The sequence below is a fragment of the Vibrio sp. STUT-A16 genome (assembly GCF_026000495.1).
Classification (GTDB): Bacteria; Pseudomonadota; Gammaproteobacteria; order Enterobacterales; family Vibrionaceae; genus Vibrio; species Vibrio diabolicus.
On sequence record NZ_AP026765.1, the window covers coordinates 3162595 to 3180357 of the forward strand.

The window sequence follows — 17763 nt, forward strand, 5'->3', positions numbered from 1 at the left end:
GTATTTCCTTTTTAAGCTTGAAGGCGCATTACGTCTCTAATCTTTGGTCTGAAATTATATGGAGTTGGCAATAGCACTTTTGTTGAATTCAGTACTAGACAAAAACCAGTCTAACTTTTGAGACAGTCGCACTACCTCTCCGACAACAATCAAAGATGGCGATTGTGCTTCCTTCGATAAATCAGAGAGTTGGGAGAGTTCTCCCGTAAATACTTTTTGTTGAATCTGCGTGCCACGCTCAATAATGGCAATCGGAGTCGACGCTGAACGACCATGCTTAATGAGTTGATTCTGAATATAGTGTGATTTCATCAGCCCCATGTAGATCACTAAAGTCTGATTCCCACGCGCCAACGTGGACCAATCCATCTCATCACTTTCTTCTTTCAAGTGGCCAGTCACAAAGATGGCCGATTGCGCATAATCACGATGAGTCAGTGGAATACCAGCATAAGCGGTTGCGCCAGCTGCTGCGGTAATGCCAGGGACAACTTGAAAACGAACGCCAGCATCAGCAAGCACTTCTAACTCTTCACCACCACGACCGAATACAAACGGATCACCACCTTTAATGCGCACTACTTTGTAGCCCTGCTTGGCAAAATCCACCAAAAGCTGATTCGTCTTCTCCTGCGGCACACTGTGATGCCCAGCTCGCTTCCCAACGCACACTAAAATCGTATCGCTAGGGATCAAGGCCATGATTTCTTCAGACACCAAGTAGTCGTACAAAACCACATCGGCTTGCTGCAAACAGTTCAGTGCTTTCACTGTCAAAAGTTCAGGATCACCCGGCCCCGCTCCCACTAAGGCGACTTCACCAGGCTGTAGCGATTGCTTTGCAAAACGAGTAACACCAGCTACTGGGTTGTCAGAAACTAACCGGGGCTTTGGTTTAGGAAAAGAAGTGACTGAATCGTTCGTTGCCATGTGCTTGCTCATCGTCCATTGATATCGTTATGCAAGCATTATGGCGGGGCGTTTATATTACCTGAAATTCTAAAATTTCATTTTTTATTCAAAAATCTGCTAAGAAGTTTTTGTTTGGTCTCATTCAAAAGCGTGAAAAAGTCGGCGGTTAATATGAATAAGGTTCAGTAAACTGATTTATGTTCACAGTTTTCTGTATCTTTATCATTAAGTTGCACCAGCGTTTGATACATTACGCGGTACGATTCCCCCTTCCCATTGAATTGGAGCACCAAATGAAAGTGGCAGTTCACCCTATTTCCCTCGCAGTGTTAAGTGGCATGCTAACGCTTGCGGGCCCTGCGATGGCCGATACCATCAAGCTTCGTATCATCGAAACCACCGACATTCACACCAACGTGATGGATTACGATTACTACAAAGACCAACCATCACAGCAAATTGGTTTAAGTCGCGCTGCGACCATAGTGAAACAGGCTAAGTCCGAGGCAGAAAACACGGTATTAGTAGATAACGGCGATTTAATTCAGGGCAGCCCAATGGGCGATTACATGGCGGCGAAAGGGATTAACGCTGGCGATGTCCACCCAGTCTACAAGGCGATGAACCAACTAGACTACGATGTGGGCAACATTGGCAATCATGAGTTCAACTATGGCTTAGATTTTCTACAAAAGACGTTGGCGGGCGCTAACTTCCCTTACATCAACGCAAACGTATTTGATAAAAAAACCGGTGAGCATTACTTCAAGCCTTACCTGATCAAAACCCACACCTTTAAAGACACAAACGGCGAAGCGCATCAAATAAAAGTGGGTTATATCGGCTTTGTACCACCACAAATAATGGTGTGGGACAAGAAGAACTTAGAAGGCAAAGTCTTTGCTAAAGACATTAAGGAAACAGCAGAGAAACTGATTCCTCAAATGAAGAAAGAAGGCGCAGACGTGATTGTGGCGATTCCACACTCGGGCATTTCTACTGACCCATACAAGCTTGGCGCTGAAAACTCAGTTTACTACCTCACAGAAGTTGAAGGTATTGATGCGATTGCTTTTGGCCACTCTCACGCGGTCTTCCCAGGGAAAGACTTCGCAAACCTACCTGGTGTTGATATAGATAAAGGGACCATCAATGGTGTAACGTCCGTGATGCCTGGTCGCTGGGGAAGTCATGTAGGTGTGATGGATTTGATGCTGAAAGAGGAAGACGGCAGATGGCAAGTTGTTGAAGGCCAAGCAGAAGCACGCCCTATCTTCGATAAAGTAAATAAGAAGTCATTAGCTAAAGCCGATGAAGGTATTGTGAAAGCGTTAGAAGAGGATCACAAAGGTACTCGTGAATTTGTAAACCAACCAATCGGCAAAGCAAATGATGTCATGTACAGCTTCTTGGCATTAGTGCAGGACGACCCAACCATTCAGATCGTTAACCTTGCTCAGAAAGATTACGTGGAACGCTTTATTCAAGGCGACCCAGATCTCGCTGACATTCCAGTATTGAGTGCCGCAGCACCATTTAAAGTCGGGGGGCGTAAGAACGATCCGAATAACTTTACAGAAGTCGAATCCGGTCAGCTCACCTTCCGTAATGCTGCCGATCTTTACTTATATCCAAACACCTTAGTCGCAATGAAAGTGAAAGGTAAAGAGGTTCGCGAATGGCTAGAGTGCAGCTCGGGTCAATTCAACCACATCAACATCAACAATCCTGAACCGCAATCTTTGATTGATTGGGATAATTTCCGTACGTACAACTTCGATGTCATTGATGGGGTGAACTACCAGATCGATATCACCCAACCGCCCAAATACGATGCGAGCTGCAAAGTGATTAATCCAGATTCTCAGCGTATTGTGAATCTGACATTCAATGGTAAGCCAGTTGATCCAAAACAAGACTTCATCATCGCAACTAATAACTACCGTGCTTATAGCAATACCTTCCCTGGTACGGGCCCAGACTTTATTGCGTTTGACGCACCAGATGAAAACCGCTCTGTCGTCGCCGCTTATATTTCTCGCGTGAGTGAAGAAAAAGGTGAAGTGACACCAAGCGCTGACAACAACTGGTCTTTCGCACCGATTAAATCCGATAAAAAGCTAGATATTCGCTTCGAAACGTCTCCTAGCGATAAAGCGGCGCAATTCATTAAAGATAAAGGTCAATACCCAATGAAACGTGTCGCGACTGACGACATTGGTTTCGCGATTTACCAAATCGATCTGAATAAGTAAGGCTGATTTGACAACAACGCTAAGCGGCTCTCATGAGCCGCTTTTTTGTTATAAATAAAACCCGTTAGAATAAAGAAAACCGTTTCTGAGTTATCACATGCACAGCGATCTTTTTTCAGACTTAGTCAATCATGGCTTCTTAGACACAGAAGCAAACCAACTTATCGAAAATGGTGAGTTACTCGAACTGCCTACGCGCCACATTCTTAACCACCAAGGAGAGTTTAGCTCGCACCTTTACTTCATTATTGAAGGGTTATGCCATGCAAGCTATCTCACTGAGCAGGGCAAAGAGTTCAGTAAAGAATTTTATTGGGAAAAAGACTGGGTTATCGGCTTTGAGAGCATAATTAAGAACCAACCTTCGCCTTACTTATTGGAAACGCTGAGCGCTTGTCAGCTATTTTGCTTACCAATTGAAACGCTGCATCAATGGCGAGCAGAAAAACACGCCATTTACTTAAAGCTACTCGAAAACCAACTGGTTAATAAAGAGAACAAAGAACGCTTTATGCTGCTCTACTCCCCAGAGGAACGATATCAACTATTTTGCGCCCATTACCCAGACTTAAAGCTACGTATTACCGATAGCCAAATAGCTGCTTATCTTGGGATCACACCTATCAGTTTGAGCCGAATTAAAGCGCGCTTAACTAAAGATCACACATCCAAGTAAACTCGAAAAAGAAAAGGCTCTTCAAACGAAGAGCCTTTCTATGCTATTTAAGCTATTTAAGAAGCCGCGCCCGGAACTGACGCCCTTTCATCTTGCCATTACTAATGGTTTGTAGAGCCTTTTTGGCAGCTGACTTCTCGACCGCAACGTAGGCGCGCATCGGGAAAAGGTGAATCTTGCCAACTTGAGAGCCTGGGATACCATTTTTTCCCGTCAGACACCCTAAGATATCACCCGGTCGTACTTTCTGTTTCTTACCGCCATCAATGTTAATCGTCACCATCTTCGCTTGGTATGGCTGCTGATTTGATTTGGCAGGCAATGTTGCTGGTACCACGTCCATATCCAGGTATTCTTCAATACGAGCTACACGCAAACCGTCTTTCTCTCCAAAGAAGCTGAACGCCAAACCTTTACTACCCGCACGGCCTGTACGACCGATACGGTGTACATGAACCTCAGGATCGCGCGATAGCTCAAAGTTAAAGACTGCATCAAGGTTATCTACGTCCAAACCACGCGCCGCGACGTCTGTTGCGACAAGGATAGAAACACTCTTGTTAGCAAACTGCACCAATGCTTGATCGCGTTCACGCTGTTCTAAGTCCCCATGGATATCGATAACGCTGAACCCTTTGCGATGCAACTCATCTGCGACACTTTGCACTTCTTTTTTGGTATTGCAAAAAACCACAGCGGACTCTGGTTGGTGAGTCAGTAGCAAGTTCGCCAACGCTTCATCACGCGCTTCCGAACCTTCAACTTTGTAGAAATGCTGAGCAATGCTTGAGGTATCGTGCGTCGATTCTACCTTAATGACTTCAGGCGTCTGCATAATACGCTGCGCAATTTGCTCAATTTTCTCCGGGAAAGTAGCACTGAAAAGTAGAGTTTGACGCTGCTTTGGCGCTGCATCAATAATCGCATCTAATGCGTCTTGGAAACCCATGTCCAACATGCGATCAGCTTCATCCAACACCAAGGTATTCAGCTCGCTAAGGTTAATGCGGCCTTTCTCAAGGTGATCCAAAATACGGCCAGGTGTGCCGACTAGGATATGCGCTCCATGCTCCAGCGAACCAATTTGTGGCCCCATTGGCATCCCACCGCAGAGAGTAAGCACTTTAATATTATGAATGCCACGACCTAAAGTACGAATTTCCTTCGCGACTTGATCCGCAAGCTCACGAGTTGGACACAATACTAATGACTGGACACGAAAGCGTTTGACGTTAAGGTTCGATAAAACACCCAAACCAAATGCAGCGGTTTTACCTGAGCCCGTTTTACCCTGCCCGATGACATCACGATGTTTTAGGATTGCAGGCAAACTCAAAGCTTGAATTGGCGTCATGTGGGTGTAGTTCAGGGAATCAAGTGTGGCGAGTAACGCTGGGTTTAGCCCGACTTGATCAAAAGTTTGTTTGCTCACGGGAATATCCTCAGGTGAGATGAAAAGAGGGCACATTATCACCAGATTTGGTGGGAAAACCAGTGATAATTAACCTTTGTTAATGAGTATGAGTACAAAACAAAGTAAAGTCAGTCACTCTACTCTCATGACGGATGACAACATGCTCACTTGGATTACTTTGCCCTTTGCTCAACTGACAACCACACAATTGTATACAATGATGAAATTACGTGTGGATGTATTCGTCGTTGAACAAACCTGCCCTTATCCTGAACTGGATGGCAAAGACACACTGGAAGGTGTTTATCATCTAATAGGTTACCACGGTGATGAACTGGTTGCTTGCGCACGATTGCTACCCGCTGGCACGACGTATGACAATGTGAGCATTGGTCGAGTCGTCACCAAACAAACTGCGCGTGGTGATGGTCTGGGTCATAAATTGCTGGAAGAGGCACTAACACAGTGTGAAATATTGTGGCCCGGACAGGCGATTGATATAGGAGCTCAAGAGCATCTCATCCAGTTTTATGCGAGTCATGGATTCAAAGTTATTTCTGATAGCTACCTAGAGGATGGTATTCCTCATGTGGATATGCGAAAAGAAGCCGTAGCGATATAACGCCTTCATTGCTAGGTCAACTAATTCAAAGATAGATAAACTAAAAAGACGCGATACCTTCGCGTCTTTAGCTCATTTGAAGCATCTACTTATTGCGCCCAAAGGTCCCATCCGATAAGCGGAAAAACATGACGGACCGGCCGCTTTTTTCTAGTTGTAGCATATCCAACTCGCCTTCATCGCTAAGCTTAAAGCGAATCAATTGTCCTTGTTTAATTTGGCTCAGCGGCTTATCACTGCCTTCGATTTTTACTAGAGCGCTAAGATCCGCCATCGAGAGCTTATTACTTCTGAAAACCTGCGCTAACGTGTCGCCATTTTTAACCGTGTACTCTTTCCAGTCTTCGGATTTCGGCCCAGAATTCTGAGAGGTTCTTTGCTGGCTTAAACTCTGTGCGTTCAGCTGAATCGTTACGCGCTGATGATCGACCTCAGCTTGCTCAACTGATTGTTCTGTTTTATTCGGCAAAGGAATAACAAGGAGTACCAGAATCAATGGTACTAAAACCATCAAAGCTCGCTGATGGAATTTCGGTAGGCGCAGCCAAAACTGCTTAACAGGCTGTATACGCTCCAACCACTGCTCTTTGTTGAACGGCTGCTTCCAGTCGATAGCAGCGAATTTTTGTTTAACCAATTCGACATAGTCGACTTGCTGCTTTTTCTTTCTGCGACGATTCATTTTAATGAGTCCCTTAATACTTCTACTGCCAGTATAAAAATACCGACGCGGAGAGTATATGTTTTTCACTAAACTAAAATGGAATTTGGATTAAATTAGCAGAAATTTCACTTGGAGTAAGAGATAAGTCACACCCTGGCCGCCTCAATTAAGCATTCAGTCGCAATCATTTAAACCTAAGCTCGAAACTGATATCCTGTTGCCTTTATCACTCCTAACAAGAGCGACATTCATGTCTGAAATTAAATTTGAAACTGCAGAACAAAAAGCAAGCTACGGCATTGGTCTGCAAATGGGTCAGCAACTTGCAGGTTCTGGTCTTGAAGGTCTTAGCGTTGATGCTATCGCAGCGGGTATTGCAACAGCACTAACTGGTGACATGCCATCAATCGAAATTGATGAAATCAACAAAGCACTACAAGAACTTCACACTCGTGCAGAAACCGCTCGCCAAGAAGCAGCGAAAATTGCAGCAGCAGAAGGCGAAGCGTTCCTAAAAGACAACGCACTACGCCCTGAAGTTAACGTTCTAGACTCTGGCCTTCAGTACGAAATCATTTCTGAAGGTACTGGTGCAGTTCCAACAGCAGAAAGCTCAGTTCGCGTTCACTACCACGGTGAGCTAACTGACGGTACTGTATTCGATAGCTCTGTATCTCGCGGTCAGCCAGCTGAATTCCCTGTTACAGGCGTAATCAAAGGCTGGGTAGAAGCACTACAACTAATGCCTGTTGGTTCTAAGTGGAAACTATACGTACCACAAGACCTTGCGTACGGTGAGCGTGGCGCTGGTGCAGCTATCCCTCCATTCGCAGCACTAGTTTTCGAAGTAGAACTACTAGATATTCTTTAATTGAAACCATTTTCAATTATGATTTAATAAAACGGCGCATTAGCGCCGTTTTTTTTGTCTAAACTGAATAGACTTTCTCACCTCTAAACCTTTCATTCTGATAGCCTTTAAAACAATAAAATCACGTTAAAAACGCTCAACCTTCGGAGGTACTATGCGTAAAACACTCCTGACTCTGGCACTATTATCAATGAACATTGGTAGTGCACACGCATTCTTAGATTCCGTCACGCAAAAAAGTAAAGAAAGTGGCCTAATGGATATGGTAGGTAGTAGCCTGAACACTGAGTCGTCTCCATTGACAGACATGCTAACTAGCCAATTACCTGTATCTACAGAACAAGCGGCTGGAGGTAGTGGCGCACTACTCGCTTTGGCTCAAAGCCAGCTTTCACAAGAAAATAGCAGTGAATTACAGTCTTTGATTCCTGGGCTTTCAAACTTGCAAGGAGCACAAAGCTTACTGGGGAATATTGAGAATATCAGTGCAGTAAAAAGTGCATTCGATACGTTGGGTTTAGACCCCTCTATGATCAGTCAGTTTGCTCCAGTAATCTTGGATTACTTGAACAAACAAGGCGCCAGCGAGGGACTTCTAAGTTCGTTGGGCGGGTTGTGGAATAGTAGTAAATAAGCGCAAGTGATAATCACTTTTTAAATTGCCAGTCTGCATGGAGTAAAATAAATGCAGGCTGGATATAAAGATTTACTGAATCGCAGATACAAAAAAGCCGAGCTAACGCTCGGCTTTCTCGTTCTTACGAACTGATTACTCAGCAGCTTCTTCAGCAGCTGGGCGATCTACAAGCTCAATGTAAGCCATTGGAGCTTTATCACCAGCACGGAAGCCAGCTTTTAGGATACGAGTGTAACCGCCCTGACGAGCAGCAAAACGTGGACCTAGTTCGTTAAATAGTTTTGCAACTACTTCGTTGTCACGAGTACGTGCAAATGCTAGACGACGGTTAGCAACACTGTCAGTCTTAGCTAGTGTAATCAAAGGCTCAACTACGCGACGTAGCTCTTTTGCTTTTGGCAAAGTAGTCTTGATAACTTCATGACGTACTAGAGAGCTAGCCATGTTGCTGAACATCGCTTTGCGATGTGAGCTGTTGCGGTTGAGTTGACGACCACTCTTACGATGGCGCATGACCTAATCCTTCTAACTAGTATCGATTAATCTTCAGCGATTGATGCAGGTGGCCAGTTTTCTAGGCGCATGCCCAGAGACAGACCACGTGACGCAAGTACGTCTTTAATCTCAGTAAGAGATTTTTTACCAAGGTTAGGCGTTTTAAGTAGCTCAACCTCAGTACGTTGTACTAGATCACCGATGTAGTGAATCGCTTCTGCTTTCAGACAGTTAGCAGAGCGAACTGTTAGTTCAAGATCGTCTACAGGACGCAGTAGGATCGGATCGAATTCTGGCTTCTCTTCTTTCTCCTCAGGAACTCGTACATCACGAAGATCTACGAATGCATCCAATTGTTCAGCTAGGATTGTAGCTGCACGACGGATTGCTTCCTCAGGTTCTAGAGTACCGTTTGTTTCCATATCGATAACAAGCTTGTCTAGATCAGTGCGCTGTTCTACACGAGCTGCTTCTACAGCGTAGGCAATTTTGTCTACTGGGCTGTAAGTAGCATCTACTAGTAGGCGACCGATTGGACGCTCGTCTTCTTCGTTATGGATACGCGCAGAAGCTGGAACATAACCACGACCACGTTCTACTTTAATACGCATTGCGATTTCAGCGTTGTCATCCGTTAGGTGACAAATAACGTGTTCAGGGTTAGCGATCTCTACATCACCATCATGGGTGATGTCACCTGCAACCACAGGGCCCGAGCCTGATTTGTTCAAAGTAATGAACACTTCATCTTTGCCTTCAGCAACACGCACTGCCAAACCTTTAAGGTTTAGAAGGATTTCAAGAATATCTTCTTGTACACCTTCTTTAGTGCTGTACTCGTGAAGTACGCCTTCGATTTCTACTTCTGTCACTGCACAACCAGGCATAGAAGATAGAAGAATGCGGCGAAGTGCATTACCCAGAGTATGACCAAAGCCACGCTCTAATGGCTCAAGAGTTACTTTTGCGTGAGTCGAGCTGATTTGTTCGATGTCAACTAGACGTGGCTTAAGAAATTCTGTTACAGAACCCTGCATTGTGTCCTCTCTTTAGTTTAAACCTTACTTAGAGTAAAGCTCGACGATCAATTGTTCGTTGATGTCAGCTGATAGATCAGAACGCTCAGGCATACGCTTGAATGTACCTTCCATCTTGCCACCATCTACTTCAATCCAAGTTGGTTTTTCACGTTGTTCAGCAACTTCTAGAGCCGCTTTAATACGAGCTTGCTGTTTAGCTTTCTCGCGAATAGAAACAACGTCATTAGCCGCTACTTTGAAAGAAGGAACGTTTACAACTTTACCGTTTACTAGGATAGCTTTGTGGCTAACTAGCTGACGTGCTTCTGCGCGAGTTGCACCAAAGCCCATGCGGTAAACTACGTTATCAAGACGACCTTCAAGAAGCTGAAGTAGGTTTTCACCAGTGTTGCCTTTTAGGCGAGCAGCTTCTTTGTAGTAGTTACGGAATTGTTTTTCTAGAACGCCGTACATACGACGTACTTTTTGCTTCTCACGAAGCTGAACGCCATACTCAGATAGACGACCGCGACGAGCGCCGTGTACACCTGGTGCGTTATCAATTTTACACTTGGTATCGATCGCGCGAACACCAGACTTAAGGAATAAGTCAGTGCCTTCACGACGGCTAAGCTTCAGCTTAGGACCCAAATATCTTGCCATGATTCTTCTCCAATTGTCCTAGAAACGTTATACGCGACGTTTCTTAGGTGGACGACAACCGTTATGAGGGATTGGTGTAGCATCAACGATGTTTGTGATGCGGAAACCAGCGGCGTTTAGTGCACGAACAGTAGATTCGCGACCTGGACCAGGACCCTTAACCATAACTTCCAAGTTCTTTAGGCCGTATTCTTTAGCCATTTCAGCACAACGCTCAGCAGCAACCTGTGCAGCGAACGGAGTAGACTTACGAGAACCACGGAAACCAGAACCACCTGCAGTAGCCCATGCAAGAGCGTTACCTTGACGGTCAGTAATGGTTACGATTGTGTTATTGAAAGAAGCATGGATGTGCGCAACGCCATCTGCAACTTGCTTGCGTACGCGCTTACGAGCGCGAGTTGGTTGTTTAGCCATTGTACTCTACCTTCCCGATTATTTCTTGATCGGCTTACGCGGACCCTTACGGGTGCGAGCGTTGGTTTTAGTACGCTGTCCACGTAGTGGTAGACTGCGACGATGACGAAGACCACGGTAACAGCCAAGGTCCATAAGACGCTTGATGTTCATAGATACTTCACGACGTAGATCACCTTCTACAGTGTACTTAGCTACACCATCACGCAGTTGATCGATCTGCTCTTCAGTTAGTTCACTGATCTTAACATTTTCAGCAATACCCACTTCAGCTAGGATAGCTTGAGAGCGAGTTTTACCGATGCCGTAGATCGCTGTTAGAGCGATTACTGCATGTTTCTGATCAGGAATGTTAATGCCTGCTATACGGGCCATTATTCACTCCTAAGTGTTTCTATAAAAGAATTAGCCGCAGCAAAGCCCGTTATGGATACGCTGCGGAATACTACTTCTTTTGCACGCAAAAGGTAGGCCGAGGAATATACTCGACCCAACCTTCATTTTCAAGTAAAAATTTCTGCTAATTAGCCTTGGCGCTGTTTGTGCTTTGGCTCACTGCAAATCACGCGAACGACACCGTTACGCTTGATTACTTTACAGTTACGGCAGATTTTTTTAACGGAAGCACGAACTTTCATTGCTAAACTCCGTAAATGAAACTGAGTCTACCGCCGGATTAACGGCCGTAGCCTTTCAGATTCGCTTTCTTCAACACAGAATCATACTGTTGAGACATCAGATGAGTCTGTACCTGTGCCATAAAGTCCATAATTACAACAACTACGATTAGTAGCGATGTACCGCCGAAGTAGAAACGTACGTTCCACGCGACCATCATGAACTCGGGAATCAGACAGATAAAGGTAATGTACAGTGCACCAGCAAGGGTTAAACGTGTCATTACTTTATCAATGTACTTCGCTGTCTGCTCACCTGGGCGGATACCGGGTACGAATGCACCAGACTTCTTCAAGTTATCTGCTGTTTCACGCGGGTTGAAAACCAACGCCGTGTAGAAGAAACAGAAGAAGATAATTGCTGCTGCATAAAGCATTACATACAACGGTTGACCTGGGCTAAGAGCCAAAGACACGTCAGTTAACCAACCGAACGCGCTGCTCTCGCCGTTTTGACCAAACCACTGAGCCAATGTTCCTGGGAACAAGATAATGCTTGATGCAAAAATCGCTGGAATTACACCTGCCATGTTAATTTTAAGAGGCAGATGCGAGCTTTGCGCAGCAAATACTTTACGACCTTGTTGACGCTTCGCGTAGTTAACGACGATTCGGCGTTGACCACGTTCCATGAAAACAACGAAGTAAATGACTGCAAAAGCTAATACCGCGATTAGCAACAGAAGAAGTACATGCAATTCACCTTGACGCGCTTGCTCGATTGTTTGACCGATTGCAGAAGGCAATCCAGCAACAATACCTGCAAAAATCAGTATCGAAATACCGTTACCAATTCCTCGCTCTGTAATTTGTTCACCTAACCACATTAAGAACATGGTACCGGTTACTAAACTTACGGTAGCAATTAGCGTAAACATGGTTTGGTTGATAACAACCAGATTGTCGACCATGTTTGGTAGGCCAGTTGCAATACCTATAGCTTGGAAGGTTGCAAGTACAAGCGTGCCGTAGCGTGTGTATTGGCTGATCTTACGACGGCCTGCTTCACCCTCTTTTTTGAGTTCAGCTAACGCTGGATGAACTACAGTTAGCAATTGGACAACAATAGATGCCGAAATATACGGCATGATGCCCAATGCTAATATAGATGCACGCTCAAGAGCACCACCGGAGAACATGTTAAACATTTCAACGATGGTACCTTTTTGCTGTTCGAACAAATCGGCAAGTACAGCAGCGTCAATACCAGGAATCGGCACAAAGGAGCCGGCTCGGAATACTAAAAGTGCACCAATTACGAATAACAAGCGCGACTTTAGTTCACTTAAGCCGCTCTGAGCACTACGAAAATCTTGTCCTGGTTTCTTAGCCATCTGTACCTCGTTCCTCGAGATTATTCCTCGATTTTACCGCCTGCAGCTTCGATTGCAGCTTTAGCGCCTTTAGTCACACGTAGACCTTTCACAGTCACTGCTTTGTTGATTTCACCAGAAAGAACAACTTTTACAAATTCGATGTTCTTAGTGATGATGTTAGCAGCTTTAAGACTGTTTAGATCAACTACGTCACCAGAAACTTTCGCTAGCTCAGCTAGACGAACTTCAGCAGACACTAGGCTCTTACGAGAAGTGAAACCGAATTTTGGTAGACGTTGTTTCAGAGGCATCTGACCGCCTTCGAAACCTGGACGAACACTGCCGCCAGAACGTGATTTTTGACCTTTGTGACCACGGCCACCAGTTTTACCTAGGCCTGAACCGATACCACGACCTACTCGCTTCGCAGAAGTTTTCGCGCCAGCAGCCGGTGCTAGAGTATTCAAACGCATTCTGATTACTCCTCAACTTTAACCATGTAGTAAACCTTGTTGATCATACCGCGAATACACGGAGTATCTTCAAGTTCTACTGTGTGGTTGATTTTACGAAGACCTAGACCGCGCAAAGTAGCTTTGTGCTTTGGCAGACGACCAATTGAGCTTTTAGTTTGAGTTACTTTAATAGTTGCCATGGTGTTCTTACTCCGAAATAGATTCAACAGTTAGACCACGTTTAGCAGCAACCATTTCTGGTGACTTCATGCTACCTAGTGCATCGATCGTTGCACGAACGATGTTGATAGGGTTCGTAGAACCGTACGCTTTAGATAGTACGTTGTGTACACCAGCAACTTCTAGTACTGCACGCATCGCACCACCTGCGATAACACCAGTACCTTCTGCAGCAGGCTGCATGTAAACTTTAGAGCCCGAATGGCGACCTTTCACTGGGTGGTGAAGAGTGCCTTCGTTTAGAGCGATCGTAGTCATGTTACGACGCGCTTTTTCCATTGCTTTTTGAATCGCTGCAGGTACTTCACGAGCTTTGCCGTAACCGAAACCTACACGACCATTACCGTCACCAACTACTGTTAGTGCAGTGAAGCTCATGATTCGACCGCCTTTAACCGTCTTAGATACGCGGTTAACTGCGATTAGCTTTTCTTGCAAATCATTCGCTTGAACTTGTTGTTCTTTAGCCATCTTCCAACCCTACCTTAGAATTTCAGACCAGCTTCGCGAGCAGATTCTGCTAGCGCCGCTACTCGACCGTGGTATTGGAAACCAGAACGATCAAATGCAACTGCAGTTACGCCCTTCTCAAGAGCGCGCTCAGCAATAGCTTTACCCACTGCTTTAGCTGCATCAACGTTACCAGTGTATTTCACTTGCTCACGGATCGCTTTTTCTACAGTAGAAGCTGCTGCGATAACCTCAGAGCCGTTAGCCGCGATAACCTGTGCGTACACGTGACGAGGAGTACGGTGTACAACTAGGCGAGTCGCACCCAGTTCTGCAATCTTACGACGTGCACGTGTAGCACGACGGATGCGAGATGCTTTCTTATCCATAGTGTTACCTTACTTCTTCTTAGCTTCTTTAGTACGCACATTTTCATCTGCGTAACGAACACCTTTGCCTTTGTATGGCTCAGGCTCACGGTAAGAACGAATGTCAGCCGCAACTTGACCAACTAGTTGCTTGTCAGCACCAGTGATCACGATTTCAGTTTGGCTTGGACATTCAGCTTTAATACCCGCTGGCAACTCGTGCTCAACTGGGTGTGAGAAGCCTAGTGTTAGACCTACAGCGTTGCCTTTGATAGCAGCACGGTAACCTACACCTTTAAGAGTTAGCTTCTTAGTAAAGCCTTCAGTAACACCAACAACCATGTTGTTAACTAGAGCGCGAGCAGTACCTGCTTGAGCCCATGCGTTAGCAACACCTTCTTTAGGACCGAAAGTCAGGTTATTTTCTTCCTGAGCGATTACAACTGCATCGTTAAGAACGCGAGTTAGTTCGCCTTTCGCACCTTTTACAGTGATTTCTTGGCCGTTTAGTTTCACCTCTACGCCAGCTGGAATAGCGACAGGTGCTTTTGCAACACGAGACATAGTCTACTCCTTATTAAGCTACGTAAGCGATGATTTCACCACCAAGACCTGCTTTACGTGCAGCGCGGTCTGACATAAGACCCTTGGAAGTTGAAACGATAGCAATACCAAGACCACCCATTACAGAAGGAAGTTCATCTTTCTTCTTGTAAACACGTAGACCTGGACGAGAAACACGTTTAAGTTGCTCGATTACTGGTTTAGCTTGGAAGTACTTAAGTGTAACTTCTAGCTCAGGTTTTGCTTCGCCTTCAACAGCGAAGTCAACGATGTAACCTTCAGCTTTTAGTAGTGCAGCAATTGCAACTTTAAGCTTTGAAGAAGGCATTTTTACAGCAACTTTGTTTGCTGCCTGACCGTTACGAACGCGGGTCAGCATATCCGAAATCGGATCTTGCATGCTCATATGATTTACTCCAAATGATTAAGTGGCAATTACCAGCTAGCCTTACGAAGACCCGGAATCTCGCCTTTCATGCAAGCTTCACGAACCTTAATACGGCTTAGACCGAACTTACGTAGGTAACCGTGTGGACGACCAGTTTGGTTGCAACGGTTGCGCTGACGTGATGCACTTGAATCACGTGGAAGAGATTGCAGTGTAAGAACCGCGTTCCAACGATCTTCTTCAGATGCGTTTACATCGCTGATGATAGCTTTTAGCGCTGCACGCTTTTCAGCGAACTTAGCTACTAGCTGTGCACGTTTAGCTTCACGTGCTTTCATTGATTGTTTAGCCATAACAGTAACCCTTCACCTTACTTACGGAATGGGAAGTTAAAGGCAGCCAGCAGAGCACGGCCTTCCTCATCAGTACCAGCAGACGTCGTAATAGTGATGTCTAAACCGCGTACACGATCAACTTTATCAAAGTCGATTTCCGGGAAGATGATTTGCTCGCGAACGCCCATGCTGTAGTTACCGCGACCGTCAAAAGACTTAGCGCTAACACCACGGAAGTCACGTACACGTGGAAGAGCGATGTTAATTAAACGCTCAAGAAAATCCCACATACGTTCGCCACGCAAGGTTACTTTACAACCGATAGGGTAGCCTTCACGGATTTTGAAACCTGCAACAGATTTGCGCGCTTTTGTGATAAGTGGCTTTTGACCAGAGATCGTTGCCATATCAGACGCTGCATTTTCTAGCAGTTTCTTATCGTTGATTGCTTCACCAACACCCATGTTTAGGGTGATTTTCTCGATTCTAGGGACTTGCATGACGCTTGTGTAACCGAACTGTTTGGTCAGTTCAGCGACTACAGACGACTTGTAGTAATCATGCAGTTTCGCCATAGTAGAACTCCAAATTACTTCTATTAGTTAGAAACGGTTTCGCCGTTAGACTTGAAGAAACGAACTTTTTTGCCGTCTTCAAAACGGAAACCGATACGGTCAGCTTTACCAGTAGCTGCGTTGAAAATCGCCACGTTAGAAACGTCGATTGCTGCTTCTTGCTCTACGATACCGCCTTGGATACCCATAGCTGGAACAGGTTTCTGATGCTTCTTAACTAGGTTGATACCTTCAACGATAACTTTACCAGTTGCTAGAACCTTAGTTACTTTACCTTTCTTGCCTTTGTCTTTACCAGCAAGAACGATTACTTCGTCATTACGACGGATTTTAGCTGCCATTTCTACGTGCTCCTTACAGAACTTCTGGAGCCAGTGAAACGATCTTCATGAACTTATCGCCACGAAGTTCGCGTGTCACAGGACCAAAGATACGTGTACCGATTGGTTGCTCAGTATTGTCGTTTAGCAATACGCAAGCATTTCGGTCGAAGCGAATGACAGAACCGTCAGGACGACGTACGCCTTTACGGGTGCGCACTACCACCGCCTTCAGAACATCACCTTTTTTAACTTTACCGCGAGGGATTGCTTCCTTCACAGTAACTTTGATGACGTCACCGATATGTGCATAACGGCGGTGAGAGCCACCCAGAACCTTAATACACATTACGCTGCGTGCGCCTGAGTTATCAGCTGCGTCCAGCATACTTTGCATTTGGATCATGTTAGTGCTCCGCTAAATATTAATAACTAGACCCATCACGGGTCGGGCTGCCTCTTTAAAAGGGACGCGAATTGTACCACCCTTTTTTGTGATTGGGTAGTCAAAAAATAAACGGCTCCAAAAATATTTTGGAGCCGCTTTAGTTTCATAGAATTAACGAGATTAAATCTTCGCCTTTTCTAGAACTTTTACCAAAGTCCAAGACTTAGTCTTAGACAGTGGACGACACTCTGCGATTTCAACTGTGTCGCCTAGGCCACACTCGTTGTTCTCGTCATGTGCGTGTACTTTAGTCGTACGTTTTACGTATTTACCGTAGATTGGGTGTTTTACGAAACGCTCGATAGCAACAGTGATAGACTTGTCCATCTTATCGCTAACAACACGACCTTGTTGAGTACGTTTTACTTCGCTCATTATGCGCCTGCCTTCTCAGTCAAAACAGTTTTCACACGTGCGATATCACGGCGTACAGCTTTCAGAGTATGAGTTTGCTGTAGTTGACCAGTCGCAGCTTGCATGCGCAAGTTGAACTGTTCACGTAGCAAATTCATTAGCTCAGCGTTAAGCTCTTCAACGCTTTTCTCGCGTAGATCTTGTGCTTTCATCACATCACCTGCTTAGTTACAAATGTAGTTTTGAAAGGCAGTTTACGTGCCGCAAGACGGAACGCTTCACGTGCCAATTCTTCAGGTACACCACCCATTTCGTACATAACCTTACCAGGTTGGATTTGGGCTACCCAGTACTCAACGTTACCTTTACCCTTACCTTGACGAACTTCAAGTGGTTTTTCTGTGATTGGTTTGTCTGGGAACACACGGATCCAGATTTTACCTTGACGCTTAACGTGACGTGTCATTGCACGACGTGCCGCTTCGATTTGACGAGCAGTTAGACGACCACGGCCAACAGCTTTAAGACCGAATTCGCCGAAGCTTACATCAGTACCTTTAGCTAGACCACGGTTACGACCAGTCTGAACCTTACGGAACTTAGTACGTTTAGGTTGTAGCATCTGTCG

General features: G+C 45.3%; 28 protein-coding genes. 5 read left to right on the top strand and 23 right to left on the bottom strand.

Features of this window, described 5'->3' with window-relative positions; translation table 11 throughout:
• Nucleotides 1–54 precede the first annotated feature (54 nt).
• The gene (cobA, locus tag OO778_RS14915; RefSeq protein ID WP_031780800.1) at nucleotides 55–930 is read right to left on the bottom strand and encodes a uroporphyrinogen-III C-methyltransferase; all 876 of its coding nucleotides are present in this window, start codon (nucleotides 928–930) and stop codon (nucleotides 55–57) included.
• 275 nt (nucleotides 931–1205) lie between these two features.
• Between cobA and cpdB the strand changes: the two genes are divergently transcribed.
• Both cpdB and OO778_RS14925 read left to right on the top strand, forming a co-directional pair.
• Entirely contained in the window at nucleotides 1206–3167 is a 1962-nt protein-coding gene (gene cpdB, locus OO778_RS14920; protein WP_264910215.1) for a 2',3'-cyclic-nucleotide 2'-phosphodiesterase, read from the top strand.
• A 97-nt stretch (nucleotides 3168–3264) separates the two neighbouring features.
• Nucleotides 3265–3843 (top strand): cyclic nucleotide-binding domain-containing protein, encoded by a 579-nt coding sequence (locus OO778_RS14925; protein ID WP_012841168.1) that lies wholly within the window; start codon nucleotides 3265–3267, stop codon nucleotides 3841–3843.
• A gap of 52 nt (nucleotides 3844–3895) precedes the next feature.
• Here the strand turns inward: OO778_RS14925 and dbpA are convergent, their stop codons facing one another.
• A complete protein-coding gene (gene dbpA, locus OO778_RS14930) occupies nucleotides 3896–5275 on the bottom strand; it encodes an ATP-dependent RNA helicase DbpA (RefSeq protein WP_047009023.1) in 1380 nt (459 codons plus the stop codon).
• A 142-nt stretch (nucleotides 5276–5417) separates the two neighbouring features.
• On the opposite strand from dbpA, the gene OO778_RS14935 reads away from it, so the two are divergent.
• Nucleotides 5418–5879, top strand: a complete 462-nt coding sequence (locus OO778_RS14935; RefSeq protein WP_264911389.1) for a GNAT family N-acetyltransferase — start codon at nucleotides 5418–5420, stop codon at nucleotides 5877–5879.
• A gap of 85 nt (nucleotides 5880–5964) precedes the next feature.
• Here the strand turns inward: OO778_RS14935 and OO778_RS14940 are convergent, their stop codons facing one another.
• Entirely contained in the window at nucleotides 5965–6561 is a 597-nt protein-coding gene (locus tag OO778_RS14940; RefSeq protein ID WP_065644939.1) for a LysM-like peptidoglycan-binding domain-containing protein, read from the bottom strand.
• A gap of 232 nt (nucleotides 6562–6793) precedes the next feature.
• Between OO778_RS14940 and OO778_RS14945 the strand changes: the two genes are divergently transcribed.
• Nucleotides 6794–7414: an FKBP-type peptidyl-prolyl cis-trans isomerase gene (locus OO778_RS14945; RefSeq protein WP_005392370.1), complete on the top strand. Its 621-nt coding sequence runs from the start codon at nucleotides 6794–6796 to the stop codon at nucleotides 7412–7414.
• Between the two features lie 154 nt (nucleotides 7415–7568).
• A complete protein-coding gene (locus OO778_RS14950) occupies nucleotides 7569–8048 on the top strand; it encodes a DUF2780 domain-containing protein (RefSeq protein WP_048626581.1) in 480 nt (159 codons plus the stop codon).
• A gap of 135 nt (nucleotides 8049–8183) precedes the next feature.
• Here OO778_RS14950 and rplQ read toward each other — a convergent pair whose 3' ends face one another.
• From rplQ to rplP, 20 genes are all read right to left on the bottom strand, one after another.
• Nucleotides 8184–8564, bottom strand: coding sequence for a 50S ribosomal protein L17 (gene rplQ, locus OO778_RS14955; protein ID WP_005383141.1), 381 nt, complete (start codon nucleotides 8562–8564; stop codon nucleotides 8184–8186).
• A 26-nt stretch (nucleotides 8565–8590) separates the two neighbouring features.
• Nucleotides 8591–9583, bottom strand: a complete 993-nt coding sequence (gene rpoA, locus OO778_RS14960) for a DNA-directed RNA polymerase subunit alpha (RefSeq protein WP_005383143.1) — start codon at nucleotides 9581–9583, stop codon at nucleotides 8591–8593.
• Between the two features lie 24 nt (nucleotides 9584–9607).
• Nucleotides 9608–10228 carry a 30S ribosomal protein S4 gene (gene rpsD / locus OO778_RS14965; RefSeq protein ID WP_005383146.1) on the bottom strand — a complete coding sequence of 207 codons (621 nt, stop codon included), beginning with the start codon at nucleotides 10226–10228 and terminating at the stop codon, nucleotides 9608–9610.
• 27 nt (nucleotides 10229–10255) lie between these two features.
• Nucleotides 10256–10645 carry a 30S ribosomal protein S11 gene (gene rpsK / locus OO778_RS14970; protein ID WP_001118870.1) on the bottom strand — a complete coding sequence of 130 codons (390 nt, stop codon included), beginning with the start codon at nucleotides 10643–10645 and terminating at the stop codon, nucleotides 10256–10258.
• A gap of 18 nt (nucleotides 10646–10663) precedes the next feature.
• Nucleotides 10664–11020, bottom strand: coding sequence for a 30S ribosomal protein S13 (gene rpsM / locus OO778_RS14975; protein WP_005383154.1), 357 nt, complete (start codon nucleotides 11018–11020; stop codon nucleotides 10664–10666).
• A gap of 149 nt (nucleotides 11021–11169) precedes the next feature.
• Nucleotides 11170–11283 (bottom strand): 50S ribosomal protein L36, encoded by a 114-nt coding sequence (gene rpmJ, locus OO778_RS14980; protein WP_000868186.1) that lies wholly within the window; start codon nucleotides 11281–11283, stop codon nucleotides 11170–11172.
• A 38-nt stretch (nucleotides 11284–11321) separates the two neighbouring features.
• A complete protein-coding gene (gene secY, locus OO778_RS14985; RefSeq protein WP_005379562.1) occupies nucleotides 11322–12656 on the bottom strand; it encodes a preprotein translocase subunit SecY in 1335 nt (444 codons plus the stop codon).
• A 20-nt stretch (nucleotides 12657–12676) separates the two neighbouring features.
• Entirely contained in the window at nucleotides 12677–13111 is a 435-nt protein-coding gene (gene rplO, locus OO778_RS14990; protein WP_005383155.1) for a 50S ribosomal protein L15, read from the bottom strand.
• A gap of 5 nt (nucleotides 13112–13116) precedes the next feature.
• A complete protein-coding gene (gene rpmD, locus OO778_RS14995; protein WP_005379565.1) occupies nucleotides 13117–13293 on the bottom strand; it encodes a 50S ribosomal protein L30 in 177 nt (58 codons plus the stop codon).
• Nucleotides 13294–13300: 7 nt separating this feature from the next.
• On the bottom strand, nucleotides 13301–13804 hold the full coding sequence (rpsE, locus tag OO778_RS15000; RefSeq protein WP_004745894.1) for a 30S ribosomal protein S5: 504 nt from the start codon (nucleotides 13802–13804) through the stop codon (nucleotides 13301–13303).
• Between the two features lie 14 nt (nucleotides 13805–13818).
• The gene (gene rplR, locus OO778_RS15005; RefSeq protein ID WP_005379568.1) at nucleotides 13819–14172 is read right to left on the bottom strand and encodes a 50S ribosomal protein L18; all 354 of its coding nucleotides are present in this window, start codon (nucleotides 14170–14172) and stop codon (nucleotides 13819–13821) included.
• Between the two features lie 9 nt (nucleotides 14173–14181).
• Nucleotides 14182–14715 (bottom strand): 50S ribosomal protein L6, encoded by a 534-nt coding sequence (gene rplF / locus OO778_RS15010; RefSeq protein ID WP_005392377.1) that lies wholly within the window; start codon nucleotides 14713–14715, stop codon nucleotides 14182–14184.
• Between the two features lie 13 nt (nucleotides 14716–14728).
• A complete protein-coding gene (rpsH, locus tag OO778_RS15015; protein WP_005379572.1) occupies nucleotides 14729–15121 on the bottom strand; it encodes a 30S ribosomal protein S8 in 393 nt (130 codons plus the stop codon).
• 29 nt (nucleotides 15122–15150) lie between these two features.
• Complete coding sequence (gene rpsN, locus OO778_RS15020) at nucleotides 15151–15456, bottom strand: 30S ribosomal protein S14 (protein ID WP_012841173.1); 306 nt, start codon at nucleotides 15454–15456, stop codon at nucleotides 15151–15153.
• A gap of 17 nt (nucleotides 15457–15473) precedes the next feature.
• Nucleotides 15474–16013 (bottom strand): 50S ribosomal protein L5, encoded by a 540-nt coding sequence (gene rplE, locus OO778_RS15025; RefSeq protein ID WP_005379573.1) that lies wholly within the window; start codon nucleotides 16011–16013, stop codon nucleotides 15474–15476.
• A gap of 23 nt (nucleotides 16014–16036) precedes the next feature.
• Nucleotides 16037–16354: a 50S ribosomal protein L24 gene (gene rplX / locus OO778_RS15030; RefSeq protein WP_005379574.1), complete on the bottom strand. Its 318-nt coding sequence runs from the start codon at nucleotides 16352–16354 to the stop codon at nucleotides 16037–16039.
• Between the two features lie 13 nt (nucleotides 16355–16367).
• Nucleotides 16368–16739: a 50S ribosomal protein L14 gene (rplN, locus tag OO778_RS15035; RefSeq protein ID WP_004410450.1), complete on the bottom strand. Its 372-nt coding sequence runs from the start codon at nucleotides 16737–16739 to the stop codon at nucleotides 16368–16370.
• A gap of 162 nt (nucleotides 16740–16901) precedes the next feature.
• Entirely contained in the window at nucleotides 16902–17156 is a 255-nt protein-coding gene (gene rpsQ, locus OO778_RS15040) for a 30S ribosomal protein S17 (RefSeq protein WP_005379575.1), read from the bottom strand.
• Complete coding sequence (gene rpmC, locus OO778_RS15045; RefSeq protein WP_005379576.1) at nucleotides 17156–17347, bottom strand: 50S ribosomal protein L29; 192 nt, start codon at nucleotides 17345–17347, stop codon at nucleotides 17156–17158. The genes rpsQ and rpmC overlap by 1 nt, the downstream gene beginning before the upstream one ends.
• Nucleotides 17347–17757, bottom strand: coding sequence for a 50S ribosomal protein L16 (gene rplP, locus OO778_RS15050; protein ID WP_005379577.1), 411 nt, complete (start codon nucleotides 17755–17757; stop codon nucleotides 17347–17349). The genes rpmC and rplP overlap by 1 nt, the downstream gene beginning before the upstream one ends.
• Between the last annotated feature and the right edge of the window lie 6 nt (nucleotides 17758–17763).